The 25,870-nt window shown below is 47.1% G+C and carries 18 protein-coding genes, 1 tRNA gene and 1 other annotated feature; of the genes, 14 read left to right on the top strand and 5 right to left on the bottom strand.

The annotated features are described in order from the left end of the window. Positions 1-2 precede the first annotated feature (2 nt). Both QUA20_RS03490 and QUA20_RS03485 read left to right on the top strand, forming a co-directional pair. Entirely contained in the window at positions 3-3,338 is a 3,336-nt protein-coding gene (locus QUA20_RS03490) for an amino acid adenylation domain-containing protein (protein ID WP_333185432.1), read from the top strand. Between the two features lie 426 nt (positions 3,339-3,764). Continuing rightward, entirely contained in the window at positions 3,765-5,201 is a 1,437-nt protein-coding gene (locus tag QUA20_RS03485) for a PepSY domain-containing protein (protein WP_333185430.1), read from the top strand. Positions 5,202-5,347: 146 nt separating this feature from the next. On the opposite strand, the gene QUA20_RS03480 is transcribed toward QUA20_RS03485, so the two are convergent. After that, a complete protein-coding gene (locus tag QUA20_RS03480) occupies positions 5,348-6,457 on the bottom strand; it encodes an alpha/beta hydrolase (RefSeq protein ID WP_333185428.1) in 1,110 nt (369 codons plus the stop codon). Between the two features lie 154 nt (positions 6,458-6,611). On the opposite strand from QUA20_RS03480, the gene QUA20_RS03475 reads away from it, so the two are divergent. Further along, on the top strand, positions 6,612-11,558 hold the full coding sequence (locus QUA20_RS03475; RefSeq protein WP_333185426.1) for an amino acid adenylation domain-containing protein: 4,947 nt from the start codon (positions 6,612-6,614) through the stop codon (positions 11,556-11,558). Between the two features lie 37 nt (positions 11,559-11,595). After that, the gene (locus QUA20_RS03470) at positions 11,596-15,669 is read left to right on the top strand and encodes an amino acid adenylation domain-containing protein (RefSeq protein ID WP_333185424.1); all 4,074 of its coding nucleotides are present in this window, start codon (positions 11,596-11,598) and stop codon (positions 15,667-15,669) included. A 248-nt stretch (positions 15,670-15,917) separates the two neighbouring features. On the opposite strand, the gene QUA20_RS03465 is transcribed toward QUA20_RS03470, so the two are convergent. Next, positions 15,918-17,381, bottom strand: coding sequence for an inorganic phosphate transporter (locus QUA20_RS03465; RefSeq protein WP_333185422.1), 1,464 nt, complete (start codon positions 17,379-17,381; stop codon positions 15,918-15,920). 67 nt (positions 17,382-17,448) lie between these two features. On the opposite strand from QUA20_RS03465, the gene rplS reads away from it, so the two are divergent. The 9 genes from rplS to rplL all read left to right on the top strand — a co-directional run bounded on the left by rplS (position 17,449) and on the right by rplL (position 22,078). Continuing rightward, positions 17,449-17,832 carry a 50S ribosomal protein L19 gene (rplS, locus tag QUA20_RS03460; RefSeq protein ID WP_172186532.1) on the top strand — a complete coding sequence of 128 codons (384 nt, stop codon included), beginning with the start codon at positions 17,449-17,451 and terminating at the stop codon, positions 17,830-17,832. A gap of 134 nt (positions 17,833-17,966) precedes the next feature. Next, a tRNA-Trp gene (locus QUA20_RS03455) sits at positions 17,967-18,039 on the top strand. After that, positions 18,010-18,219 carry a hypothetical protein gene (locus QUA20_RS03450; protein ID WP_172186533.1) on the top strand — a complete coding sequence of 70 codons (210 nt, stop codon included), beginning with the start codon at positions 18,010-18,012 and terminating at the stop codon, positions 18,217-18,219. Before QUA20_RS03455 ends, QUA20_RS03450 begins: the two co-directional genes overlap by 30 nt. Positions 18,220-18,370: 151 nt before the next feature. Continuing rightward, positions 18,371-18,604 (top strand): preprotein translocase subunit SecE, encoded by a 234-nt coding sequence (secE, locus tag QUA20_RS03445; protein WP_172186534.1) that lies wholly within the window; start codon positions 18,371-18,373, stop codon positions 18,602-18,604. Continuing rightward, entirely contained in the window at positions 18,601-19,239 is a 639-nt protein-coding gene (gene nusG / locus QUA20_RS03440; protein WP_172186535.1) for a transcription termination/antitermination protein NusG, read from the top strand. The genes secE and nusG overlap by 4 nt, the downstream gene beginning before the upstream one ends. Before the next feature lie 3 nt (positions 19,240-19,242). Next, a complete protein-coding gene (rplK, locus tag QUA20_RS03435) occupies positions 19,243-19,668 on the top strand; it encodes a 50S ribosomal protein L11 (protein ID WP_006635588.1) in 426 nt (141 codons plus the stop codon). A gap of 259 nt (positions 19,669-19,927) precedes the next feature. Beyond that, on the top strand, positions 19,928-20,641 hold the full coding sequence (gene rplA / locus QUA20_RS03430) for a 50S ribosomal protein L1 (RefSeq protein ID WP_333185418.1): 714 nt from the start codon (positions 19,928-19,930) through the stop codon (positions 20,639-20,641). A gap of 108 nt (positions 20,642-20,749) precedes the next feature. Then, positions 20,750-20,922: a sequence feature (ribosomal protein L10 leader region), on the top strand. Positions 20,923-20,951: 29 nt separating this feature from the next. Next, entirely contained in the window at positions 20,952-21,548 is a 597-nt protein-coding gene (gene rplJ, locus QUA20_RS03425; RefSeq protein ID WP_333185416.1) for a 50S ribosomal protein L10, read from the top strand. 137 nt (positions 21,549-21,685) lie between these two features. After that, positions 21,686-22,078: a 50S ribosomal protein L7/L12 gene (gene rplL, locus QUA20_RS03420; protein ID WP_333185415.1), complete on the top strand. Its 393-nt coding sequence runs from the start codon at positions 21,686-21,688 to the stop codon at positions 22,076-22,078. Positions 22,079-22,179: 101 nt separating this feature from the next. Here the strand turns inward: rplL and QUA20_RS03415 are convergent, their stop codons facing one another. Together QUA20_RS03415 and QUA20_RS03410 are read right to left on the bottom strand one after the other, a co-directional pair. After that, positions 22,180-22,959 carry an SDR family oxidoreductase gene (locus tag QUA20_RS03415; protein ID WP_190740657.1) on the bottom strand — a complete coding sequence of 260 codons (780 nt, stop codon included), beginning with the start codon at positions 22,957-22,959 and terminating at the stop codon, positions 22,180-22,182. Further along, the gene (locus QUA20_RS03410) at positions 22,959-23,285 is read right to left on the bottom strand and encodes a nuclear transport factor 2 family protein (RefSeq protein WP_172186540.1); all 327 of its coding nucleotides are present in this window, start codon (positions 23,283-23,285) and stop codon (positions 22,959-22,961) included. Before QUA20_RS03410 ends, QUA20_RS03415 begins: the two co-directional genes overlap by 1 nt. Positions 23,286-23,378: 93 nt before the next feature. Between QUA20_RS03410 and QUA20_RS03405 the strand changes: the two genes are divergently transcribed. Then, the gene (locus QUA20_RS03405) at positions 23,379-23,720 is read left to right on the top strand and encodes a winged helix-turn-helix transcriptional regulator (protein WP_190740656.1); all 342 of its coding nucleotides are present in this window, start codon (positions 23,379-23,381) and stop codon (positions 23,718-23,720) included. A gap of 363 nt (positions 23,721-24,083) precedes the next feature. Here QUA20_RS03405 and crtD read toward each other — a convergent pair whose 3' ends face one another. Continuing rightward, the gene (gene crtD / locus QUA20_RS03400; RefSeq protein WP_333185410.1) at positions 24,084-25,700 is read right to left on the bottom strand and encodes a C-3',4' desaturase CrtD; all 1,617 of its coding nucleotides are present in this window, start codon (positions 25,698-25,700) and stop codon (positions 24,084-24,086) included. Between the last annotated feature and the right edge of the window lie 170 nt (positions 25,701-25,870).

Below are 25,870 nucleotides of genomic sequence, written 5' to 3'. Positions count from 1 at the left end.
ATATGGCATCCGAAATTTATGACAATTCCTTTACAAACGATCGACAAAAACTGAATATTTCCTCAGAAGCCGAAGTCTTTGTCTTTCCGGCATCATTTGCCCAGCAGCGCTTGTGGTTTCTCGACCAATTCGCACCGGAAAACCCTTTCTATAATGTAGTAACAGCACTGCGCTTAACTGGTTCCCTCAACTTAACAGCTTTAGAGCAAACATTTAACGAAATAGTGCAGCGCCACGAAACTTTGCGAACGACTTTTGCCGCAGTATCAGGGCAACCAGTGCAGATAATCTCTCCCGCTTTCAAGACTAATTTAAAAGTATTAGACTTGCAAAATTTGCCACCAGAACTACGGGAAACAGAAGCAAAGAAACTCGCCGCAGCAGAATCTATTCGCCCTTTCAATTTATCCACCGGCCCCCTGATGCGAGTAACCATCCTGCGGCTGACAGAGACCGAGCATATTCTCTTGCTAAATATGCACCACATAGCCTCCGATGATTGGTCGATCGGCGTGCTAATTCGAGAACTGGAGGTTATCTATACAGCTTTGATCGATCGACAGCCATCTCCCCTGCCAGAATTATCACTTCAATATGCCGACTTTGCCGAGTGGCAGCGCGAATGGCTGCAAGGTGAAGTATTAGAAACTCAGCTAGCTTATTGGCGGCAGCAATTGCACGGAATTTCTGTGTTAAATTTGCCGACGGATCGCCCTGCACCCGCTAGGCAAAATTATCGGGGAAAAACTCAATATTTAGAACTGCCTAAAAAGCTGAAGGACGCACTTGTAGCGCTCTCGCAGCGAGAAGGAGCGACTTTATTTATGACTGTGCTCGCAGCCTTTCAAACTTTGCTTTACCGCTACTCGCAACAAGAAGATATTGTTGTCGGTTCGCCGATCGCCAATCGCAACCGCAGCGAGATAGAAGCATTAATCGGTTTTTTTGTCAACAGTTTAGTGCTGCGAACAGACTGCTCGGGAAACCCGACATTTCGAGATTTTTTGGGCCGGGTGCGAGAAGTAACTCTGGGAGCTTACGCTCACCAAGATTTGCCTTTTGAGAAGCTCGTCGAGGAATTGCACCCAGAGCGATCGTTGAATCGCCACCCGCTGTTTCAGGTGGTATTCGGGCTGCAAAATGCGCCGCTGGACGAGCTAGAATTGCCAGAATTAAAGTTGAGTTCTTTCCCTTTGGAGACTCAAACAACGCGCTTTGATTTAGAGCTGTATTTGTGGGAAGCTTCCGATAATTTTAGGAGCAGATACGGCGAACATTGGGAAGATTCGGAAGGCCTCAGAGGCTTAGCTGTGTACAATACGGATTTATTTGATGAAGTTACGATCGCCCGAATGCTGAGGCATTTTAAAACGCTGCTGGAAAGCATTGTGGCTAATCCAGAACAAAGAATCGCTAACTTACCTTTATTGAGCGAGGATGAAGTGAATCAATTATTCAGAGAATGGAACGATACTCGGACAGATTATACTCAAAATAAGTGCATTCATCAGTTATTTGAAGAGCGAGTTGAGCAGCATCTGGAGGATGTCGCCCTAACTTTCGACAGCCAGCAGCTCACTTACAGAGAACTCAACAGTCGCAGCAACCAACTGGCGCGCTACCTACAAAAACTGGGCGTGGGGGCGGAGGTTTTAGTGGGGCTTTGTGCAGAGCGATCGATCGACCTAATTGTCGGGATGTTGGCTGTACTGAAAGCGGGAGGAGCTTACCTACCGTTAGATCCGAGCTATCCGCGCGATCGGCTAAACTTGATGCTGGAAGATGCTCGAGTTAAAGTCTTGCTAATTCAGGATAAATTGATTGAGAATTTCCGAGACTTCTCAAACTCGGTGATTTACTTCGATCGCGACTGGGAACACATAGCCAAAGAAAGCGCCGAAAATCCCGCCCACACCGTAACAGCAGACAACCTAGCTTACGTTATTTACACATCTGGCTCAACAGGAAAACCCAAGGGAGTTGCTGTCACCCACAAAGCAGTAAATCGGCTGGTACTCAACACCAACTATATAAAAATAGAACCTACCGATAAAATTGCCCAAGCATCAAACGCTTCATTCGATGCAGCCACGTTCGAGATTTGGGGAGCCTTGCTTAACGGCGCTCAACTCGTGGGAATTAGCACAAATATTACCCTTTCGCCTCACGATTTAGCCTTAGAACTGCGCCAAGAAGGTATCACTGTTTTGTTTTTAACAACTGCCTTATTTCAACAAATTGCTAGAGTTTTACCGCAAGCTTTTAATTCGCTGCGCTGCTTGCTGTTTGGCGGAGAATCGGTCGATATGAGATGGGTTAAAAAAGTTTTAAAAGAAAATCCAACCACTCAATTAATTCACGTTTACGGGCCTACAGAAAATACCACATTTTCGGCTTATTATTGCGTGCAAGACGTACCCGAAACCGCAACATCTATCCCCATCGGCCGCCCGATCGCCAACACGCAAATTTATCTCCTCGATACGGATTTGCAGCCGGTGGCGATCGGTGTTATAGGTCAATTGTATCTCGGCGGTGACGGACTGGCGAAAGGCTACCTCAACCAGCCTGATTTAACTGCTGCTGCATTCATTCCTAATCCTTTTAGCAATAAATCTGGTTCTAGCCTTTATAAAACCGGTGATTTAGGCCGCTATTGGGTTGACGGCAACATCGAGTTTTTAGGTCGCGTTGACGACCAAGTAAAAATTCGCGGCTACCGCATCGAATTGGGAGAAATTGAAGCGGCTTTGTGCCAGCATCCACAAGTGCGCGAAGCAGTAGTAATTGTGAGGGAAGACATCCCCGACGATAAACATTTGGTAGCTTATGTTATTCCTGACGGCATTAATGAGAAATTAGAAATTCCCAATCTCAAGTCAAGTGACTTGCGCCAATTTTTGAAAGGAAAGTTACCAGGATATATGGTTCCTGCAACTTATGCAGTGTTGGAGAATATGCCACTGACACCTAATGGCAAAGTAGACCGCCACGCCTTGCCTGATATAGATACAGACAGCGAGGATACAACAGAAAATTATGTAGCGCCTAGGACTGAACTCGAAAAGGCGATCGGGAAAATTTGGGCTAAAGTTTTGGGAAAACAGCAGGTTAGTATCTACGATAATTTCTTTGAACTAGGCGGGCATTCCCTGCTAGCAACTCAGTTAATTTCTCGCATCCGAGACGCTTTGCAAGTCGAGTTATCGGTCAGCAATTTGTTTGAGGCTCCGACTGTGGCGAGTCTGGCAAAATACATTGAGACAATGCGCTGGGCAGCGAAAGGTTTGGATGCTCCCAGAACCGACGAAAATGAGCGAGAAGATGTGGAATTCTAAGCCCTTACATAATTGCGGGATGATTTTGATTGTTTTGTGGAATTGGCATCCGGGAGCATCTCACTTTTGGAGCCAAGCTAGAAATTGGAGTTTTGAGGCAGGAGGCAGGAGGAAAGAGGAAGAAGGAAGGAGCCAAAAGAAGTGTTTTTACAAATAGGAGATGCTCCCGGATGACAACCCTCATCAAACCCTGATGGAGTAAAGATTGAGCATCGCTTATGCTAAAAAAAGATAGGCAGCCTTAACTGAACGGTATTGCAATATACTGGTCTTTAGTTACTTTCCCTGTTTAATAAATCTTCATTAGGATTACTGACGGCTAAAGACTTCAGAAGCAGCAACTCTGTTTAACAGCCTGTCTTTTGACATTTTTCATACTTGTGTAGCATAATGGTTTTTTCTCGATATTTTGTTTGGCAAACGACAATGAGTAAATTGAACAGCGTTTTGAACCCTTCACTGGTTGCTGAACCTCCCAGTAATCGTTTTTATCGCACCGTTTGGCGATGGCACTTCTATGCAGGCTTGTTTGTTATTCCTTTCATGCTGATTTTGTCAATCACAGGCATCATTTACCTGTTTAAACCGCAATTAGATGCTGCGATGTATCACCAGAATATGTTTGTGCAGCCTGCGGATGTGGTGATGCCTTATACTCAACAGGTGGCAGTTGTTCAACGAACTTATCCTGATGCCAAAGTAACAAAATTTACGCCGAGCGCTGCGTCTAATCGTAGTGCTGAAGTGACGATCGCGACTAAAGATGAAAGAACACTAGCCGTTTTCGTGAATCCTTATACGGCTAAGATTTTAGGCGATCGCGATGAAAATAATAATCTCCAAGCGATCGCACGCAAAATTCACGGCGAACTGATGATCGGAAAATTGGGAGATTATTTAGTAGAGCTTGCTTCCTGTTGGGGGCTTGTGCTGCTGATTACAGGATTGTATCTGTGGTTGCCTCGCGGCAAAGTAACTTTTTTAGGAACATTAATTCCGCGTGTGTGGAGCCAGAATAAGCGGGTATTTTGGCGGGACTTACACGCCGTTTCGGGATTTTATGGCGTATTGCTAATTGGCTTCCTCATCCTCAGTGGACTACCCTGGACAGGTTTTTGGGGAGATACCTTCGCTCGTTTGTCGAACTACTACCCTGCACAAATGCGGGATAACGTGCCTCAATCGACAACACTCACAGGCTCCCTCAATCAGCAGGGCAATCAAGTTGTGCCTTGGGCAGTAGAGCAATTACCAATTCCTAAATCGAGTACGCCTAGATATGAGCATCATTCAGGACACAACGAAGTTATCGAGCGAACTCTTGCTGATACGTCCGTAAATCTAGATTCTGTTGTAAATTTAGCTCAAGCAAAAGGCGCACCCCCTGGATTTAGTGTTAGTTTTCCAGAATCCAAAACGGGTGTGTATACGGTTTCGGCATTTCCAAATAATCCGGCGCAAGAAATCACTTTGCACATCGATCAATACAGTGGCAAAGTATTAACAGATGTGCGGTGGAAGGATTACGGGTTAGTACCCAAAGTCGTATCAATGGGAATTTCCATTCACATGGGCAAATATTTTGGATTGAGCAATCAACTACTGATGTTGTTTGCAGCGTTAATTTTGATTGTGCTTTCAGTAAGTGGTACGGTGATGTGGTGGCAGCGTCGTCCGAAAGGGACGGGTTGGCTCGGTGCGCCTGCAATGCCCACCCATGTTCAGGGATGGAAAGTGCCACTCGCAATCGTTGCTGTTTTAGGGATTGCCTTCCCGCTTGTAGGACTTTCACTCGTCACCGTTCTGCTGTTGGATTATTTCGTGTTGGCTCGTATTCCTGCCGTCAAGCGCATTTTCAGTTAAAGGTGGGAGGGTGACAAAGAGGTCTAGGAACTAGACCGAATCAGTGCGTAGGTTGGGCGCCGAGGGAACGAACCCTCCGCCCAACATTTTCGCTACAATTTTCCTTAACCCAAGCGTATTGAAATATGGTGCGCCTAGTACGCCGATTACACTATTTCAGTGCAGAATGCCCTGACAGCTTCTGCAAACTGCTGGTTATGTTCCATTAATGCCATGTGTCCTCCTCGCTTGATAGTAACTAGCTCTGCTTGAGGTAATTCTGCTTTCATTCGCAGGCTAGCTGGGGGGGTAGTGGCGATATCTGAATCGCCGCAGATCACCAACACTGGAATGTCAATCGATCGCAAAGTTTTTGTTTCATCATATTTGAGCATTCCCAGTGTGCCGCGAGCGAGAACGCCGGGAGAACCCAAGGCTGATAATAAAGCTGAAAACTCTAATTGACCGCGCGTTTCAGTGCCTTTAAATCCCGATAATTCTACACTGATGTGCAGTGAACCATTGAGATAGCTCAGCCAAGTCATTCCCCACATAATGGGTTCAAGAGCTGCGGTGAGGTAGAGCAGAGGTTGGAGCAGCGGCTTCTGCAAAGCGCGCCATAAACCGCTAAAAATAGCGGTTTTGAGAGGATTAGTATAAGTCGTATCTACCAGAATTAAACCAGCTACTCGACTACCGAGAAGTTCTGGAAAAAGCCGACTGAATGTTAGAGAAATCATGCCGCCCATGCTGTGTCCGAGTAGGATAACAGGTTTATTTCCTGCTATGGCAATGACGGCTTCGAGATCGCGGGCAAATTTTTCTAGGGAGTAATCGCTGTTTTTTGGTCGAGTGGATTTTCCCAAACCTGGAAGATCCCAAACAATCACTCGGAAGCGATCGCTTAGTTGCCGTTTCGCGTAATACCAAACCATACTGTTCGGCCCCCAACCATGGGAGAGAATAATCGGCTGTCCGTCCTCTGGACCGTAGAATTCTACTTGTAAAATAGTGCCATCAGGCCTCTCTATCCGCTCAACCGTACCCGTCCGCGTCGGCTTCGGTTCGTCAGCACCGGGGCGGCGGAACAACGGCAAACTGATAAAGCGGCCGCCAACAGACCAAAGAACCATCAACACTCCGCTTACTAAGTAGGAAATCCCTACAAGTGCGCCGATGTACCATTCGTAAATAATGTATATACCTCCGCCAAGTACCCCGACGGACAGCAGTCCTACCAGCCATAGGAACAGGAAATTGAAGGGCATGAACGGCATAAGCTGAAACCTTGGGTAGAATTTGGGTTGCGAATTCAAACAGGATCATACTCAGGTTAGGCCACAGTAAGCAAGCGATCAGTTAAGCTCTTAATTTGTGTTCTGGTTGAATTTCTTTTATTGATTTGCCCAAGTAATGACAGGATGACTCAAAATGCCCGAGCCAAAAAAATCGAGCTCATCGCCAAATGCCAGAGATTCTGTCACGGTGGAGTTAGTTGAGTTTTTATCTTACCTTCGCAGTCTAGATATTAATATTTTTGTTGAGGGCGAGATCCTGCGCTGCAATGCTCCCGAAGGAATTCTTACACCAGAACTGCGCGCCGAAATTACTCATAAAAAAGCCGAAATTGTTTCATTTTTAAAAGCAGCTAATCGTACTTCTAGTTTTACTCCTACACCGATTGTTCCTATGGAGCGGGACGGAAATCTACCGCTTTCCTTTGCCCAGCAGCGCTTGTGGTTTCTCGACCAATTAGTACCGAACAATCCCTTCTATAATGTTCCCGCAGCATTGCGTTTGACAGGTTCGCTCAATTTTTCGGCGCTGCAACAAACTTTCAATGAAATTGTGCGCCGCCACGAAGCTTTACGCACGACTTTAGCAGTAGTTTCGGGACAACCAGTTCAGAGAATAGCTGCTGCTTTCCACCTCCCGATTAATGTAGTGGACTTGCGAAACTTGCCAAAGGAATCTCGACACACTGAAGCAAACCGGCTCACCGCTGAGGAAGCTCAACGATCTTTCAATTTATCCAATGACTTGTTGCTGCGAGTTACATTGTTGCAGTTAGATGATGCCGAATATTTACTAATGCTGAATATGCACCACATTGTCTCCGATGGTTGGTCTATCGGAGTGCTTATTCAGGAATTAGGCGCACTTTACACGGCATTTGCTAGCGAAAAACCTTCGCCTTTACCGGCTTTGTCGATCCAGTATGCTGATTTTGCAAAATGGCAGCGCGAATGGCTGCAAGGGGAAGTTTTAGAAACGCAGCTTGGTTACTGGCGGCAGCAGCTAAACCGCATTTCTATGCTAAATTTGCCTGCGGATCGCCCCAGACCAGCAATTCAAAGTTACCGAGGCAAAAGGCAATTTTTGCAACTGTCAAAACAACTGAGCGAGGCTTTAGAAACGTTGAGCCAGCGCGAAGGAGTGACGCTGTTTATGACAATGCTGGCAGCTTTTAAAACGTTGCTTTACCATTACGCCCAGCAAGAAGATATTGTTGTAGGTTCGCCGATCGCCAATCGCAACCGCAGTGAGATTGAAGCATTAATCGGGTTTTTTGTCAACAGTTTGGTGTTGCGGACAGATTTGTCGGGAAATCCAACTTTTCGGGAACTTTTAAACCGAGTCAAAGAGGTAGCATTAGGAGCTTACGCTCACCAAGATTTGCCGTTTGAGAAGTTAGTAGAAGAACTGCACCCCGATCGCGCGTTGAACCAAAATCCCTTATTTCAGGTGGCGTTTGCGCTGCAAAACGCGCCGGGGAATCAGTTAGAATTGCCAGAATTAACACTCAGCCCGCAGCAGTTAGATGTGGGTACAGCGCGGTTTGATTTGGAGTTTCATTTGTGGGAGCGATCGCCCAACAGTTCGGGAAGTAACCAATCGCCCAGCAATAAGCTGTGGGTTGATAGCTCGGAGGGTATCAGCGGCATGGTTATTTACAGCGCCGATTTATTTAATGAAGCTACGATTACGCGCTTGATCGGGCATTTTCAAGCCTTGTTAGAAAGCATTGTGACAAATCCCGAACAGCGAATTGCCAACTTGCAATATTTGAGCGCCCAAGAGCGCTATCATTTGTTAGTTGAATGCAACAATACTCAGGCAGATTATCCGCAAGATTTGTGCATCCATCAGCTATTTGAAATGCAGGCCGCTCGGACACCGGAGGCGGTGGCGCTGGTATTTGGAGATGAGCGAGTCACCTATCGAGAGCTAAATATCCGCAGCAACCAACTAGCACGTTATTTGCAAAAAAGGGGGGTTGGGGCGGAAGTTTTAGTCGGGCTTTGCTGCGGGCGATCGCTCGATCTGATCGTGGGGATGTTGGGTATCCTGAAAGCGGGAGGAGCTTACTTAATTTTAGATCCGAGCTATCCTGCTGAGCGATCGAGCTTTATGGTAAAAGATGCTCAAGTGTCAGTATTGCTTACCCGCCAGGGAATAAATTCCCTGTCTAATAGCGAAAGTCGTCTAAAGACGACTGAAGGAGGACAAGTTTCCAGTCGGCTTCAGCCGACTTCAGCTATGAGCCAGGGAATTTATTCCCTGGTGGATGATGGCGAAGTGCAAAATTTAGAAACACATTCAGATGATAAAATTCACCATCCAAGGGTTGTTTTTCTAGACACAGACTGGGAGATGATTTCCCAAGAAATCGCCGACAATCCCACCAACGCAGCCACAGTCGAAAATCTGGTTTACGCGATTTACACCTCCGGCTCCACGGGAAAGCCGAAAGGAGTTGAAATTGAACACGGGAGCTTGTTAAATCTCGTTTTTTGGCATCAAAGAGAGTTTGGGGTGTCAGCGGGCGATCGAGCAACGCAAATTGCTGCGATCGGCTTTGATGCTTGCGGGTGGGAAATTTGGCCTTATCTCGCCGCCGGGGCTAGCATCTACTTTCCAGAAGATGACATCAGGCGAGATCCTGAAAAACTGCAAAACTGGTTAGTATCAAAAGCCATCACCATTAGCTTTTTGCCAACACCTTTAGCCGAGAAAGTTTTGCTATTAGATTGGCCTCAAACAACAGCGCTGCGAATCTTGCTTGCAGGCGGCGAAAAACTGCAACAATATCCTTTAAAATCCCATCCATTTAAGCTAGTAAATAATTACGGCCCAACCGAAAACACCGTCGTCACAACTTCCGGTTATATTCCTGTAACAGAGCAAACAGACATCGCCCCGACAATTGGCCGTCCCATTGCTAACACTCAAATCTACATATTAGACAAATATTTGCAGCCGGTGGCGATCGGCGTTGTTGGCGAATTGTACATCGGCGGAAACGGACTCGCTCGCGGCTACCTCAACCGCCCAGATTTAACCGCACAAAGCTTTATTGTCAATCCTTTTAAACCAAATTCAGGAGAGCGAATTTACAAAACCGGCGACTTAGTGCGCTACAGAGGCGATCGCAACCTTGAATTTTTAGGACGCATTGACGAACAAGTAAAAATTCGCGGTTTCCGCATCGAATTAGGAGAAATCGAGACACTATTAACTCAACATCCGGCCGTGCAGCAAACTGTAGCAATAGCTTCGCAAGATGGACAGGGAGATAAACGTTTAGTAGCTTATATTGCCCTGAATGCAGAATATAGCGTTGCCCGCGAAAAAAACCAAATAATGCAATTGCAGGACGAACAGGTTTTGCAGTGGCAAATGCTCTACAATGAAACTTACAATCAACCTGCTGTTGAGTCAGATCCAACATTTAATATTGTCGGCTGGAATAGCAGTTATACTAATCAGCCAATCCCAGCACAACAGATGCGCGACTGGGCGAACAATCAAGCCGCCAAAATTTTAGCTTTGCAGCCTAGCCGAGTGTTAGAAATTGGCTGCGGCACAGGTTTGTTGCTGTTCCAAATTGCCTCTCGCTGCACTCAATATTGCGGAACAGACTTTTCACCTATTTCGCTCAACTATATTCGGCAGCACTTGGCAAATCAACAGTTAGCTAATGTAACGCTGCTGCAGAAAATGGCGACAGACTTTGAAGGAGTAGAGACAGCAGCTTTTGACGCAGTAATTCTCAACTCTGTTGTGCAATATTTCCCGAATATTGACTATCTGGTGCAGGTGCTAGAAGGTGCGGTGAAAGCAACTGCTCCCGGCGGCTTTATATTCATCGGAGATGTCCGCAGCTTGCCGTTGCTGGCAGCTTTCCACGCTTCGGTACAACTGTATCAAGCCGAACCTTCTCTCGCGGGCGAACAGTTGCAGCAGCGAGTACAAATGCAAATTTTTCAAGAAACAGAGTTAGTTATTGAACCAGAGTTTTTTAGTGCATTAAAGCAGCGCTTTCCGCAGATTGGTGGCGTAGAGATTCAATTGATTCGCGGTAGTTATCACAATGAGTTAACTGATTTTCGGTACAATGCTATTCTGCATATTGCGTCGGAAACAGCACGCCCCAAGTTATCGCAAAAAGGGGAGTGGGGCGCAGAAAAACGGCTGGATTGGTCGGCTGAAAATCAGAATCTGACTGTTACCAAGGTGCAACAAATATTATTGCAAAATCAACTCGATGTTTTAAGAATTGCTAATGTGCCTAATGCGCGGGTAATGGCAGCAGTTAAGGCGGCAGAATTGCTGTCTGTTGTCGATAAATTTCCAACAGCAGGTCAGTTGCAGAAAGCGGTGGAAAAAGTAGAGGATTTAGGAGTAGATCCAGAAGCGTGGTATGCTTTGGAAGTTCCGTATAATGTTAATATTAGTTGGTCTAATTCCGACAGTCAAGGGCGCTACGATGTAGTGTTTGCACGGGGCGAAACTAGAGATTTTGTGCCAAAAACCCGAAGCGATAACTTGCGTCCTTGGCGCTCTTATGCTAACAATCCCTTACAAGGTAAAGTAGCACGGAAATTAGTGCCACAGTTGCAGGCTTATCTAGCAGAAAAACTGCCGGAATATATGGTTCCGTCGGCTTTTGTGGTGCTGGAGTCGCTACCTGTGACGGCTAACGGAAAGGTCGATCGCCTCGCTTTGCCTGCACCGCAGCCGATTAAGTTAGAATGGGCTGGCGGTTATGTTGCGCCTCATACTTCTATTGAGGAAGTTTTAGTGAAAATTTGGGCTGAGGTTTTGGGGATAAAGCGAGTGGGTATCCGCGACAATTTCTTTGAATTAGGAGGCCATTCGCTGCTGGCGACTCAGCTTGTTTCTAGAGTGCGAGATGCTTTCGGGGTAGAGTTGCCTTTGCGAAGCGTTTTTGAAGCACCGACAATTGCAGAATTATCTAAAATTGTGGAGAGTTTAAAAGAGAGCGATGCTAATATTAAAGCTCCTGCTTTAGTGGCGATTTCTCGGGATAGTCGGCGGAGGAAGCTATCATCTTTTAATCAAGAAAGTAAATAAAAATTAGGGCGGTAGAACGGGTGCAATTTCGATAAATATGCAGCAAGAAACAGAAGTTTTCGTCTTCCCGGCATCCTTTGCCCAGCAGCGGCTGTGGTTCCTCAATCAATTAGCACCGGGCAATCCTTTCTACAATGTCTCAACAGCGCTCCGCTTAACAGGTTCCCTCAACTTCATTGCCTTAGAGCAAACCTTCAACGAAATTGTGCAGCGGCACGAAACTTTACGCACCACTTTTACGCTTTTGGAAGGCGAACTCGTACAAATTATTGCTCCAATTTTAACCGTATCTATCCCCACAATCGACTTACAAAATCTCTCGCCAACTCAGCAGGAAAATGCAGCGCTGCAACTCGCAACCGATGCAGCGCAATGCCCTTTCGATTTAGCCGCCGGGCCGTTATTCAAAGTAACGCTGTTACAACTGAGTGAAACAGAACATATATTGTTGCTGAATTTACATCATATTGTGGCTGATGGTTGGTCGATTGGAGTGCTAATTCGAGAGCTGGGAACGCTCTACACAGCATTTGTAAAAAATGGGCTCTCGCACTTACCAGCACTGCCCGTGCAGTACGCCGACTTTGCAGAATGGCAGCACCAATGGTTGCAGGGCGAAGTATTAGAAACCCAGTTAGCTTATTGGCGGCAGCAGTTAAACGGAATTACCACACTCAATCTACCAACAGACAGGCAAAGACCAGCGGTTCCATCCTACCTCGGCGCCAAACAATTTATAACACTATCACCTGCTTTGAGCGAGGCGCTAAAGTCATTGAGCCAGCAAGAAAGCGCGACTTTATTTATCACTCTACTAGCCGCTTTTCAAACTTTGCTGTACCGCTATACAGGGCAAGTAGATATTGCAATAGGAACGCCGATCGCCAATCGCAACCTGAGCGAAATAGAAGCATTAATCGGTTTTTTTGTCAACAGTTTAGTGCTGCGTGCAGATTTATCAGGAAATCCAACTTTTCGGGAACTATTGCATCGGGTAAAAAACGTCGCAATGGCAGCCTACGCCCACCAAGATTTGCCCTTCGAGAAGTTGGTTGAGGAATTGCACCCCGATCGCGAGTTGAGCCGCAACCCCCTATTTCAAGTTAGTTTCAGCCTGCAAAACACTCCTGTAGCAGCGCTAGAATTGCCGGGAATCGTTGGAGAGGCGATCGACTTTGACGCGGGAACCGCCAAGCTCGATTTAGAGTGCCACTTGTGGGAAAATGCAGGAAGTATTCAAGGGCAATTTGTCTACAGCACAGACTTATTTGATAGCGGCACAATTGCGCGGATGGCGGGACATTTCCAAACGCTGCTTGAAGCCATTGTTGCCAATCCCAAACAGCATCTCAGCGACTTGGCTTTGCTGACAGCGCCAGAATACCAGCAATTATTAATCGATTGGAATGACACTCAGAGAGATTATTCGCAAAACCAGTGTTTCCATCAGCTATTTGAAGAGCGAGTCGCGCGATCGCCCCATGCTGTAGCCGCCGTCTTTGAAAACCAGCAGTTAACCTACCGCCAACTCAACAGCCGAGCCAACCAACTTGCACGTTACTTGCAGCAATTGGGAGCAGCACCAGAAGTTTTAGTGGGCCTTTGTGTAGAACGTTCCTTAGATGCGATCGTCGGATTGCTAGGCATTATCAAAGCAGGCGCAGCCTACCTGCCTTTAGATCCAACTTATCCTCAAGAGTGGCTTAACTTCATGTTAGAAGATGCTCAGGTGTCGATTTTGGTAACTCAGCAGCACTTAGCCCAAAACTTGACGCAGCCGGAAAATTTCGGAGTTTTTTCAGTAGTGTGTTTGGACTCCGACAGAGAAATTATCGCCCGACAAAGCGCAGAAAATCCAACTACAAAAATCCTAACAGAAAACCTAGCCTACGTCATTTACACATCTGGTTCAACCGGAAAACCCAAAGGCGTTTTAATCGAACATCGGGGACTATACAACTTAGCCCTAGCTCAAATAGAAGCTTTTAACTTAAACTCAAATCACCGCATTTTGCAATTCGCATCCCTAAGTTTTGATGCCTCAATCTTTGAGATTGTCATGGCCTTAGGAACCGGAGCAACACTTTACTGTGCCAAGAAAGAATCTTTGTTGCCCGGACAAACATTAATCCAATTTTTGCAGGACAATGCTATTACCCACGCTACCCTCCCGCCCTCGCTGCTAGCTGTCCTTCCAAACGCCGAACTTCCCGCACTGCAAACAATCATCTGTGCTGGCGAATCCTGTTCCCCGGATATTGTTAAACGCTGGGCTTCTGGGCGGAGATTTTTTAACGCTTACGGCCCTACAGAAGCAACAGTCTGGTCAAGTTTTGCCGAAATTTGCGATTCCCTGCGGGATAGCTTCGCTTCACTCAAAAAACCGCCCATCGGCCGCCCAATAGCTAACACTCAACTCTATATTTTAGATAAAAATTTACAACCTGTACCCGTTGGAATTCCCGGTGAATTGTACATCGGCGGCAGCGGATTGGCGCGAGGCTACCTGAACCGCCCCGAATTAACCGCCCAGCGATTTATTGCTAATCCGTTTAGCCAGAAAGCAGGAGAACGAATTTATAAAACTGGTGACTTAGCTGGCTATTTTTCAGACGGCAATATAGAGTTTTTAGGCCGCACTGACGAACAGGTAAAAATTCGCGGTTATCGAATAGAATTGGGAGAAATTGAAGCGCTGCTGGTTCAGCATCCAGCAGTCAAAGAAACAGCGGCGGTTGCTGTGGATGATTTATCGGGCAACAAACGCCTAGTTGCTTATGTCGTCCCCAATCACCATCAGACGCTTAATCCCGGGGAAATGCGCAATTTCCTCAAACAACAACTGCCCAATTACATGATTCCTAGTGCTTTTGTGGCGATGGATTTTCTGCCCCTAACTCCCAATGGCAAAATTGACCGCCTGCGCCTACCTGCACCGGGAAATCTAACTAGCAATTCAATAGATAAAAGCTGCATTGCACCTCGCACGCCAACCGAGTCAACCCTCGCAAAAATTTGGGCCACAATCCTCAACACAGAGTGCGTTGGCATTCGCGATAACTTCTTCGATTTGGGTGGAGATTCCCTGCTGGCAATCCGCCTTATCAATGAGATTAACCAGCAATTTGAGCGCGAGTTGCCGCTATCTGCTCTTTTTTTAAATCCGACAATTGAAGGTTTAGCCGATTCGCTATATTCAGGAACAAATTCTCTGGAATGGTCGCCTTTAGTTGCAATTAAGCCTCGCGGTAAAAATCCCCCGTTCTTCTGCGTCCATCCCATCTTTGGCGTCGTGTTTCCTTATGTCGAGTTAGCATTTCAGCTAGGAGAAAATCAACCGTTTTACGGGCTGCAACCAAAGGGTATTGACGGCGAAAGTTCTCCGTTAACTAGCATTGAAGACATGGCGGCTGACTACATCGCAGCCTTGCGTACAGTTCAACCAAAAGGGCCTTATTTTTTAGGAGGCTGGTCTTTTGGAGGTTTGGTTGCTTTTGAGATGGCTCAACAGTTGCTCGCAGCGGGGGATGAAGTGGCTTTGCTTGCTGTGCTGGATACTTTAGCGCCGGTTTCTGCTAACAAACCTTCTTTTTGGGACGGTTGCAAGTTTATTCTGACTACGGTTTCTCGCTCTATCTGGCCTTTTGTAGTAGATTATTTTCGCTTGGTGGGTGCTGCGGAAAATGTTCAAAGTGGCGGTATTGCTGCCAAATTTCCGAAATTAAATAAGATGCTTAATTTGGCAGCTAATTTTTTGCATCGCTGGAATTGGAAACAGGCCGTTATGGTTAGCATCTTATCTCAGGAGTCAAAAGAACGGAGCTGGCGCGAGCTGGCAATTCCCTCAATGTTTACTGTATTTCAGGCTAATAGTCAAGCAACTCTCAGCTATCGACCGAAAATTTATCCGCAGCGAATTACTCTGTTTAGATCGAGGGAAAAGCTAAGCATGAATCATCAAGATCCGACTCTTGGATGGAGTGAATTAACGGCCCAAAAAGTAGAGGTAATTAGGGTTCCTGGGAATCACCTGACTATGTTGAGAAAGCCTAACGTTGAGGTGCTGGCTCAAAAGCTAAAGCATTGCTTGGAGAAGGAATTAAGTGATTGAGTGGCCCGCGTGCTGGTGTGCCGCAACCGGGCTTGATGTGCGAAAGCGCTATTAGTCATGAATCCGATCTTCATCTGCGTGAATCAGCGTCAATCCCTTGTCATCTGCGGTTAATACATTCTCTTTTTTTAACCGCAGATGAGGGCAGATAAACAAAGATTAACCCAGATGAGTTAGATCGATTCCGGTTGCACCCTCCATCCGCGATCGTTGAGTGATGACTGTTCTGAAATGCCTCAATCTAAAATCTAAAATTGCCCAATGGATTGCGCGATGCTGAAGATGATAGCACCCAAACCTGCTGCGATCGGAATTGTCACCAGCCAAGCCGAACCAATGGACAGCAAAGTTTGCAAGCGTACTGTTTTCCAAGCTTTGATCAGCCCGACTCCGACGACTGCACCGACTAAAGCGTGGGATGTGGAAACTGGCAAACCGAAGCGGGATGCTAGCAAGACTGTGGTGGCTGTGGCTAATTCCGCGCAAAATCCGCCACTGGGTTGGAGTTCGATGATCTTTTCGCCGACTGTGGCAATTACATTTTTGCCCCAGATGGCTAAACCGATGACTATTCCTGCACCTCCGAGGACTAAAATCCACAGGGGCACGCTGAAATCCCCTGAGGGAAAGGAACCTGTGCGCCGGATGTAGGCGATCGCAGCTAGGGGAGCAACTGCATTTCCTACGTCGTTGGAACCGTGGGAAAATGCTACAAAACAGGCGCTCAAGACTTGAAATCTCGCCATTTGTTGCTCGATGAGAGAGTGAGGGAGTTTCGGAGTTTCGGAGGGGGGGAGAGTGGGAGAGGGGGAGAGTGGGAGAGTGGGAGAGTTTGTGTTTGTACTTCTTCCTTCTTCCTTATTCCTGACATCCGTTACATCCGTTACATCCGTTACAGAATCCGTTGCCGAACTTCCTTCTTCCTTCTTCCTTCTTCCTTCTTCCTTCTCAACTGATTCTAATTTTTTCCAGCTATTGAGTGTGAGGACGATCGCCCCAATACTCCCGATCCCAATGACAATATCGTGAATTGGAAGATTCCAGCCAAATCGATCGTGCGCTAGGGCGATCGCCCCTGTCTGCACCAAAGCGACATTCACAACAGACGGCAGTACAATTATGCCAAATACGCTCAGCATTGCTGCACTCAGCCAAGGTATCCACTCGCGCAGTTGAGATAGAGGATCTGGCCGATCGAGAATCCAATACTTCACCCCACTGTAAAATAGCGCTGCTAAAGCACCGCTGGCGATCGGTGTCGCCACCCAAGTTAGGGAGATGGTGCCGATGGTTCCCCAATTAACCGCATTAATTCCGGCTGCAACACAGCTAAAACCCGCGATCGCGCCCACCACTGCATGGGATGAAGAAACCGGCAAACCTCGACTGGTAGCGATTTGCAGCCAGATCCCGCAAGCTATCAGCACTGACACCATCCCGATTAAAAATACTTGCGGCTGAGTAGAGAACACATCTGCATTCACAACTCCTGTTGCCAGAGTTTCGGAAACTCCTTGGCCGAACAGCACTGCGCCGGAAAATTCCAGTATGCCTGCAACAATTATTGCCTGCCGCAGCGTTAGCGCCTTCGAGCCTACGGATGTCCCCATCGAGTTAGCGACATCGTTTGCCCCCAAGTTGGCGGCGACGTACAAGGCCAGTGCAGCCATTGCCCCCAGTTGCAGAAATACGACCCCAGAGCTATCTAACATAGAAATTTTTTGACATAAAACGGGCATTTCGATATATGATAAGGGATTGTGAGTTTTGGTAAATCCCATGAAAGGCGCAGAAATAATCCGTTCTATCGAAACGGAAGAAATAAATAGAGTCAAGCAAGAACTTAATAAACAACTCCCCGAAATTTACGTGGGCGACACAGTGCGAGTCGGCGTGAAAATTAAAGAGGGTAACAAAGAACGGGTTCAGCCCTACGAAGGGACTGTGATTGCCATGCGCAACGGCGGGATTAATGAAACAATCACCGTCCGCCGCGTGTTTCAGGGCGTCGGAGTGGAACGGGTGTTTTTGATTCACTCGCCCCGCATCGCCACGATCCAAGTGATGCGCCGCGGGAAAGTCCGCAGAGCAAAACTGTACTACCTGCGCGATCGGGTGGGCAAAGCTACTCGCGTCAAACAGCGGTTCGATCGCTCCCTGTAGGAATGCACCCAGCTTCCCCTTGGTTCATGGTTCATGGGAAATTGAGAAATTTCAAAAAAAAGTTTTCCATTTAAGAGCGCACTGTGTTAAAATAGAAATCTAGAGGTTAAGCGAATTTCAGCAACCTCACCTGTGCGCTCTTAGTTCAGTTGGTAGAACGCAGGTCTCCAAAACCTGATGTCGGGGGTTCAAGTCCTCCAGGGCGCGCTGAATCACCAAACTTTAAATTCTGCCCGAAAGCGCCCGGACTATTGGCTGGCAACAGTCAAAACCGCAAACTTTCGGGTAGAATTAGTTTTTGTGGGCGGTTCGCAAAAAATGCCATCAACAAATGCTCGGTGTGGCTTTTCGATCGTCGGTTTCGGCGATCGGCATTTACGCCGTTGATTGGTTGGGCTTGTAAAAAAGTCGTGGCTTTAGATTAGAGATTTGGGACTTGGGCGTAAGTGGTTAGTGTCACAAAATCTGAGAGCCGCGGGCCACTCACACCATCTAAAATCTAAAACCTAAAATCTAAAATCGCAAGGGGGATTGAATCGTGGCGAAAAAAGACGAAGCTCAAGAAACTCAAGAAATAACGGCGCCTGGGTTTAACCCTGCGGGTTTTTTTAAGGAAACTAGAGAAGAACTCGACAAAGTGGTTTGGCCCAGCAGGCAGCAGCTAATCAGCGAGTCTTTGGCCGTGCTTTTGATGGTAATCCTCTCAGCAAGCCTGATCTATTTGGTGGATAATTTCTTTAACTGGGGCGCGGGAAAGGTGTTTGGGCCATGACTTTTGCATCAGAAGAATCTGAGTATTCCACAGAAGCGACGGGACAGGCAGCATCGCCAGAGGTGCCGGAGATTGATGCTCGCTGGTATGCTGTTCAAGTTGCCTCTGGCTGCGAAAAGCGCGTGAAGGCAAACTTGCAGCAGCGGATTCAAACTTTGGATGTTGCCGATCGCATCGTTCAAGTCGAAATTCCGCAAACTCCGGCGATCAAAGTCGGCAAAGACGGTTCCAGGCGGCAGTCAGATGAAAAAATCTTTCCCGGCTACGTACTCATCCGTATGTTTATGGACGAGGATACGTGGCAGGTGATCAAGAATACCCCGAATGTAATTAATTTTGTCGGGGCAGAGCAGAAACGCCGCTACGGGCGCGGCAGGGGTCACGTCAAACCGCTACCTCTGAGTCATTCGGAAGTAGAACGGATCTTCAGAAACGCTCAGGAATCAGAACCAGTTGTCAAAGTATCGATGTCTGCTGGAGACCACGTTGTGGTACTTTCCGGGCCGTTTAAGGATTTTGAAGGTGATGTGATTGAAGTTAGCCCGGAACGAAACAAGCTCAAAGTTTTACTCTCGATTTTTGGGCGCGATACGCCTGTAGAATTGGAGTTCAATCAGGTTCAGAAACAGAACTAACTAATGGCAAAGAAAGTTGTTGCAGTAATTAAGTTGGCGATTACGGCGGGAAAAGCCAACCCAGCTCCTCCGATCGGCCCAGCCCTGGGTCAGCACGGCGTCAACATTATGATGTTTTGCAAGGAGTACAATGCTAGAACCGCAGACCAAGCGGGTCTAGTTGTTCCGGTAGAAATTTCGGTTTTTGAAGACCGCAGTTTTACGTTTATTCTCAAAACTCCGCCGGCGTCGGTTTTGATTCAAAAAGCCGCTGGCATTGCTAAAGGTTCGGGAGAACCTAACCGCAAGCAAGTAGGGACGATTACACAGGCTCAGTTACGAGAAATCGCTGAAACCAAAATGCCTGACCTCAATGCTAATGATGTTGAGGCTGCTATGAAAATTGTGGCAGGAACGGCTAAAAATATGGGCGTGGCGATCGCGGATTAAAGGAAGAAGGAAGAAGGAAAAAGGAAGAAGGAAGAGTTTTCCTAGTCCAAGTTCCAAATTGCTAATCCAAAATTCCTGATTTTGAAGGTAAAATCTTCAATCTAAAATCCAAAATCCAAAATCCAAAATCGATCGATTCAGGGGGAGAAGCAAAGCTTCGCTAGGAATCGCAAATGTTTTAGATTTGAAATGACCAAAACGGCTCAATTCTAAAATCTAAAATCTAAAATCTAAAATCGACTAACCCCAAAAAACAACAATGGCAAAGAAAGTATCGCGAAGACTGCAAGAACTTCAAAAGAAAGTTGAAGAGAGACCTTATCTACCGCTGGAAGCTCTGCAACTTTTGAAAGAAACAGCAACCGCTAAGTTTGGCGAATCTGCTGAAGCTCACATCCGTTTGGGAATTGACCCGAAATATACTGACCAACAGTTGCGGACAACTGTATCGCTACCAAAAGGAACTGGTCAAGTAGTCAGAATTGCGGTGATTGCTAAGGGCGAAAAAGTTAAAGAAGCTCTGAATGCCGGCGCGGATATTGCTGGTTCGGAAGAGTTGATCGATGAAATTCAGAAGGGCATGATGGACTTCGATTGCCTGATTGCTACCCCAGACGTGATGCCGTTGGTAGCAAAATTGGGTCGATTGTTGGGCCCGCGCGGTTTGATGCCTTCTCCGAAAGGTGGCACGGTGACGACTGACATTGCTCAGGCGATCAACGAGTTTAAAGGTGGTAAACTAGAATTCCGTGCCGATCGAACTGGCATCGTTCATGTTATGTTTGGCAAGGCAGCTTTCTCAGCGGAAGATTTGCTGGTCAACCTTCATGCTTTGCAAGAAACTGTTGACCGCAACCGTCCTTCTGGTGCAAAAGGTCGCTACTGGCGCAGTTTGTACGTATCCGCAACAATGGGCCCGTCGATCGAAGTCGATATCAGTGCTCTGCGCGATACCAAACTTGATGCTGCGTAGAAAGAATTAAGCAGAAGGCAGAAGGTAAAAGACAGCTTCGGCTGTCTGTGTAAATCTCTCACAAGATTTGCGTCATAGCCTTGCTATGTCTGCCTTCTAGTGATAGCCTAATCAAAAATCAATAAGCTGAAGACCGCAGGTGCCGACCGCTTAATTTCCTGCCGAGGCTGAAGAAATAAAAACTCAAGACTCAAAGATTAGAAATTTTCTATTTTTAATTCTGACTTGTTAATTTTTAATTCTCTGCCCCGGCTCGAAGGTCGGGGTTTTTGACGGGCAGTTTTCGATCCTAAAAGGAGGTGAAATAAGTATGGGCAAAACTTTAGCGGTAAAAAATGAGATTATTGCAGACCTCAAGCAAACCTTGAGCGAATCTCAATTGGCGATCGTGATTGACTACACGGGCTTAACTGTTGCTGAAATCACAGATTTGCGTCGGCGTTTGCGTCCGAAAGGCAGCAGTTGCCAAGTGGCAAAAAACACGCTGATGCGAATTGCGGTTGAAGGCAACGAAACCTGGCAGCCGATACAGGAATTGCTGACTGGTACGTCGGCGTTTGTGTTCGTGCAAGAAGATATTGGCGGCGCGATTAAAGCTTACCAAGAATTCCAAAAAGTCTCTAAGAAGACTGAACTTCGCGGCGGCGTGATGGAAGGACGGGTGCTGAAAGAAGCTGATGTTAAAGCATTAGCGGATCTGCCGTCCAAAGAACAACTCATGGCTCAAATTGCTGGCGCTATTAACGGTGTCGCAACCAAGTTGGCTGTGGGTATCAATCAAGTTCCTACTTCGATCGCTCGCGGTCTTAAAGCTTATGCTGAAAAAGACGGCGATTCAGCAGAAGTAGCAGCAGAAGCACAACCAGAAGCGCAACCAGAAGCAGAAGCAGAAAGCGCATCTGTGTAAGTCATTAGTAATTAGTCGTGAGTCATAAGTCGTTAGTTTTGAGAAACAAACTGATAACTGGAGACGAGAAACTAATAATTAATGACCAATCGAAAATCTCAAAGTCCAAATCTACAATCGAACTAGGAGTTCCAAAAATGTCTACAGCAACTGATGAAATCTTGGATAAACTTAAGTCTCTGACTTTGCTCGAAGCTTCTGAATTGGTCAAGCAAATTGAAGAAGCTTTCGGCGTCAGCGCTGCTGCTCCTGTAGGCGGCATGATGATGATGCCTGGTACGGGTGGTGGTGCTGGTCCTGAACCCGTAGAAGAGCAAACCGAGTTTACTGTCATGCTCGAAGAAGTTCCTGCTGACAAGAAAATTGCAATCCTGAAGGAAGTCCGCGCAATTACTGGTCTGGGTCTGAAGGAAGCGAAAGACTTGGTAGAAGCCGCACCGAAGGCAGTTAAGGAAGCTATTGCTAAGGACGCTGCTGAAGAATTGAAGAAGCAGCTTGAAGCTGTGGGCGCAAAGATTTCTATCAAGTAGTCAGAGAATGTAGTTGATATCTATTCCGGTAACACCGGAATGATGGTTGACTGTTGACTGTTCCCTAAACGGAACTCCCCCGCATACGGGGGAAGTTCCGGTTAAGCTGTTGGGACAGTTCCTCCGTCAATCACGTGTTCTGTACCGGTAATAGACGCTGCGCGCGGTGATGCCAAAAACGCGATCAGATTTGCCACTTCAGCCGGTGTTGATGGTCGCCCGAGTGGAATGCCACCCAGCGATTCCATAATGATCCGCTTGCCTCCTTCGTAATCGGTGCCTGCTTGTTGGGCAAGGCGTTCGGCTAAAGCCACGGATGCCTCGGTTTCTACCCATCCCGGAGACACGCGCAAGACTCGTACACCTTTTGGCGCGACTTCTTTAGACAAGCTTTTGCTGTAGGTTGAAAGCGCGGCTTTGGCTGCCGCATAAGCAGTGGTTGAGTCCGGCAGGGGAAGCTGGTGTTGAATTGATGTGACATGGATAATTACCCCCTCCCCTTGCGTCACCATTCCGGGCAGTAGGGCGCGGTCTAGGCGTACTGCGGGAAAAAGGTTGAGATTCAATTCCTGTTGCCATTCTCGATCGTCGAGTGCCGCAAAACCGCCAGCCGGTGCTGATGAACCACCCAACACATGAACGATGATATCTACGCCACCAAGACGTTCGTTAACGGCGTCCACCACAGCGTTACATCCCTCTAGGGTCGTCAGATCGGCGGAGATAAACAGTTTTTCTGGAAAGGAGCGAGGGCGGACTCGTGCCGCAGTCAGCACACTGGCTCCACAATCTTGAAAGAGAGTGACAACGGCTCCACCAATTCCTTTGGTGCCAGCAGTAACCAATACTCGTTTCCCGTTCAGTTCTAAATTCATAGACATCAGTTAATCTCCAGAGATTGGATTTTGCCACTTTTAAGTTGAAAAGAGTGACGGAGTTGTATCGGACTGCCGGGAAAATTCCCGGTGATTTTGGCAACGACTGTCACAGACTCTCCCACTTGAGCGGTGCTAATTGGCTCTGTACAATATTCAAATTTTTTCCGCGACTCCTGAAGCCACGACTGAATCGCTCCATGCCCTCGATGAGTCTTGCCTTCGTCAAACACTACGGCATCCTGCGTGAAACAATCCGTTATCCGGGTAGTGTCTGTGCCGTTACAGGTGACGAAATAGGTGCCGATCGATTCAGCCAGTTGCAGATTCATTTTTGTTTCTCTTGCTGGAAAGTTGCTGTACAAGAATTCTCTGCTTAGACTTGCAAATAATCAAGAACGCACGAAAAAGTAAGTTGCACACCTATGAGAAAGGTTTACACCCCCTCGACGGCAGCGGCAGATGTCGCAGAAGTGATACGGTTGCTGGAAGGGCGCTGGAAGCTGGTCATCCTCTTTCATTTGTTCGACGGCAAAGTGCAGCGCTATTCTGATTTCGAGAAACTTATTCCGGGCATCTCCCAAAAGATGCTGTCCCAGCAATTAAAGACGCTGGAAGCTGACGGGATTGTGATCCGAAAGATCTATCCGCAGGTACCGCCTAAGGTTGAATATAGGCTGACCGCGTGGGGACAGGCTTTGTGCCCTGCTCTGGATGCACTTCTGAATTGGGCGGAGCAGAAGGGTCGTTTCGAGGACTCAGCTTAACAAAACATTGCACTAGACATCTCCAGAAATTCTAAATTTTGAACGATATTATTAGGGTTTCAGCCCTGTTTTTCGTAATTATTGGAGATGTCTACTGGGCAAATCGGTGAACGTGGCGTTAGACCGCCAGGTCTCAATTAGGACGGTCGCTTGAAGTTACTTGCAGGGCATTCAAAATTAAAATCGCTAAGCATGAGTAGCTGTAACGACGATTTGTAACAACAATTAGTTAGTGCAGCCGTCGTTTAATCGGAACTTACCCCCTGCGGGGTAGTTCCGCCTAAATTTAATCGCGCGATAGTTACATCTCTCGCGCGATTAATTATTTTTTGCGCTAGGGAAACGGCACGGTGCGGTGACCTCTTAGATTTTAGAGGCGGCTTCCATTTGCCGCACTACTGTTAAAGCTGAATAGGAAACACCGGCAGTGCCTTCTCCGGGATGGGTGGAGTCGCCTACTAACCACAAGTTTTTAATTGGTGTGCGGTTGGCAAATCCGAAGGGGCCGAAGGTTGGTATTCGCTGCCCGATGCCGCCGACAACTCCTTTATCTCTCGCTGTGTAGCGGGCAAAGGTGCGGGGGGTGGCGGCTTCTTGGTGTACGATCGACTCTGGCGTCAAATTGAAATATTCGCTCAAACGGGCGATCGCCCCTGCGGTATATTTTTCCTTCAATCCTTCATAATCAACCGAATTCCACCACATTCGAGTATCAGTAAATGACGAAGCGATAATTGTCGCCATTCCCTCCGGCGCTCGGCCATCTCCCGGATGGCTGACAGAAACAAATAATGAATTATTCTCCCCTATCTCGCCTTCGTAATCGTAGAGAAACTGAAGGTGGGGCGGACAATTTTCCGGAATTGCGCTTTCATGCACCCCCAAATATATCACGAAAGCACCGGATGCGGGCGGCAATTTATCAACTCGATATTTGTAGCCTGCCATTTGATTTGGGAGTTGGTTTGTTGTCTCTGAAGTCTCTGATTTAACCGATAAATTATCTGTTAAATTTTCGACAATCGGCTCGCCTGACAACAATTTTACTAAATTTTGCGCGGTCACGTTGGCAACAATGCGATCGGCGGTTTCTGTCCAAACTTCGCCAGTTTTTTGATTGCGAATCACTGTACCGGTGGCTTTGCCGTTGGCGCTGACAATGCTTTCAACTGTGTGCCGCAATAAGACTTTGCCACCGTCTCGTTCGATCGCCCCTACGAGTCGATCGCTCAACACCTGCATACTTCCTTGTAGATGATACAATCCCTGCGGCGTTTGCGAAACTCCTAAAGCCGTCGCCGCGTAAAGTAGCGCTGTTTCTTCGGTATCAACTTGAGAATACAATTTTAACTGCAAATCCAGAAAAGTTTTCAAGCGCAAATTGTCGCCCAACCCACAAAGCCGCACAGCATCTCCCACTGTCATAAAAGTGAAAGGCAAAGTAATTAGAGTATCGGGGCGAACTGCTTGAATTAATTGCCAGAAATCCCATAAGTTTCTGGGCGGTAAAACTGGATCGCGCCCTTGAAATTTCCAGCTAGCTTTGAACAATGCAGACAATAATTGCCAAAAAGGTTCGCTTCCAGGAAACTGCCGCTGCCTTTCTTGCTGCCACTTTTGCGGATCTCGCCACACGCTAATCGGTGCGGTTTCTCCCGGCAAAAACACCGCACAAGCCGGATCGCAGGGTGTCGCGGCGGGAAGTTCTATGTCTAATTCTGAAAAAATTCGGTGGTGAATGCCTCCGGGTTCCAATCCTGCAACCTGCGTGGCGCCGACATCGAAGGTAAAGCCTTTGCGTTTGAAGGTGGAAGCGCATCCTCCCGGGACGATCGCCTGGTCTAAGACTAGCACTTTGTATCCTCTGCGGGCTAGCAGGGCGGCTGCTGTGAGTCCGCCGATTCCGCCTCCAATTACCGTGACGCGGCCCTTAGTGTCTGCTGGATTGGATTTGCTAAAAGGGGTAGGAGCGATCGTCATAATTTATTTATTGTAATATTTCTTAATACTATTATCATATATTACAAAAAAAAGCTTCGACAGGTTTCAATCTGTATGTGGAGTGCGAGTTCGGACTGGCAAGGGTGAAACATTTGGGCATAAAATCAAAGGTTGGAAACATGAATTGTCGCGCCTTGGCTTACACCCTA

It is taken from the genome of Microcoleus sp. Pol7_A1 (genome assembly GCF_036701085.1).
Classification (GTDB): Bacteria; Cyanobacteriota; Cyanobacteriia; order Cyanobacteriales; family Microcoleaceae; genus Microcoleus; species Microcoleus asticus.
This window is presented reverse-complemented; position numbering and strand designations above follow the sequence as displayed.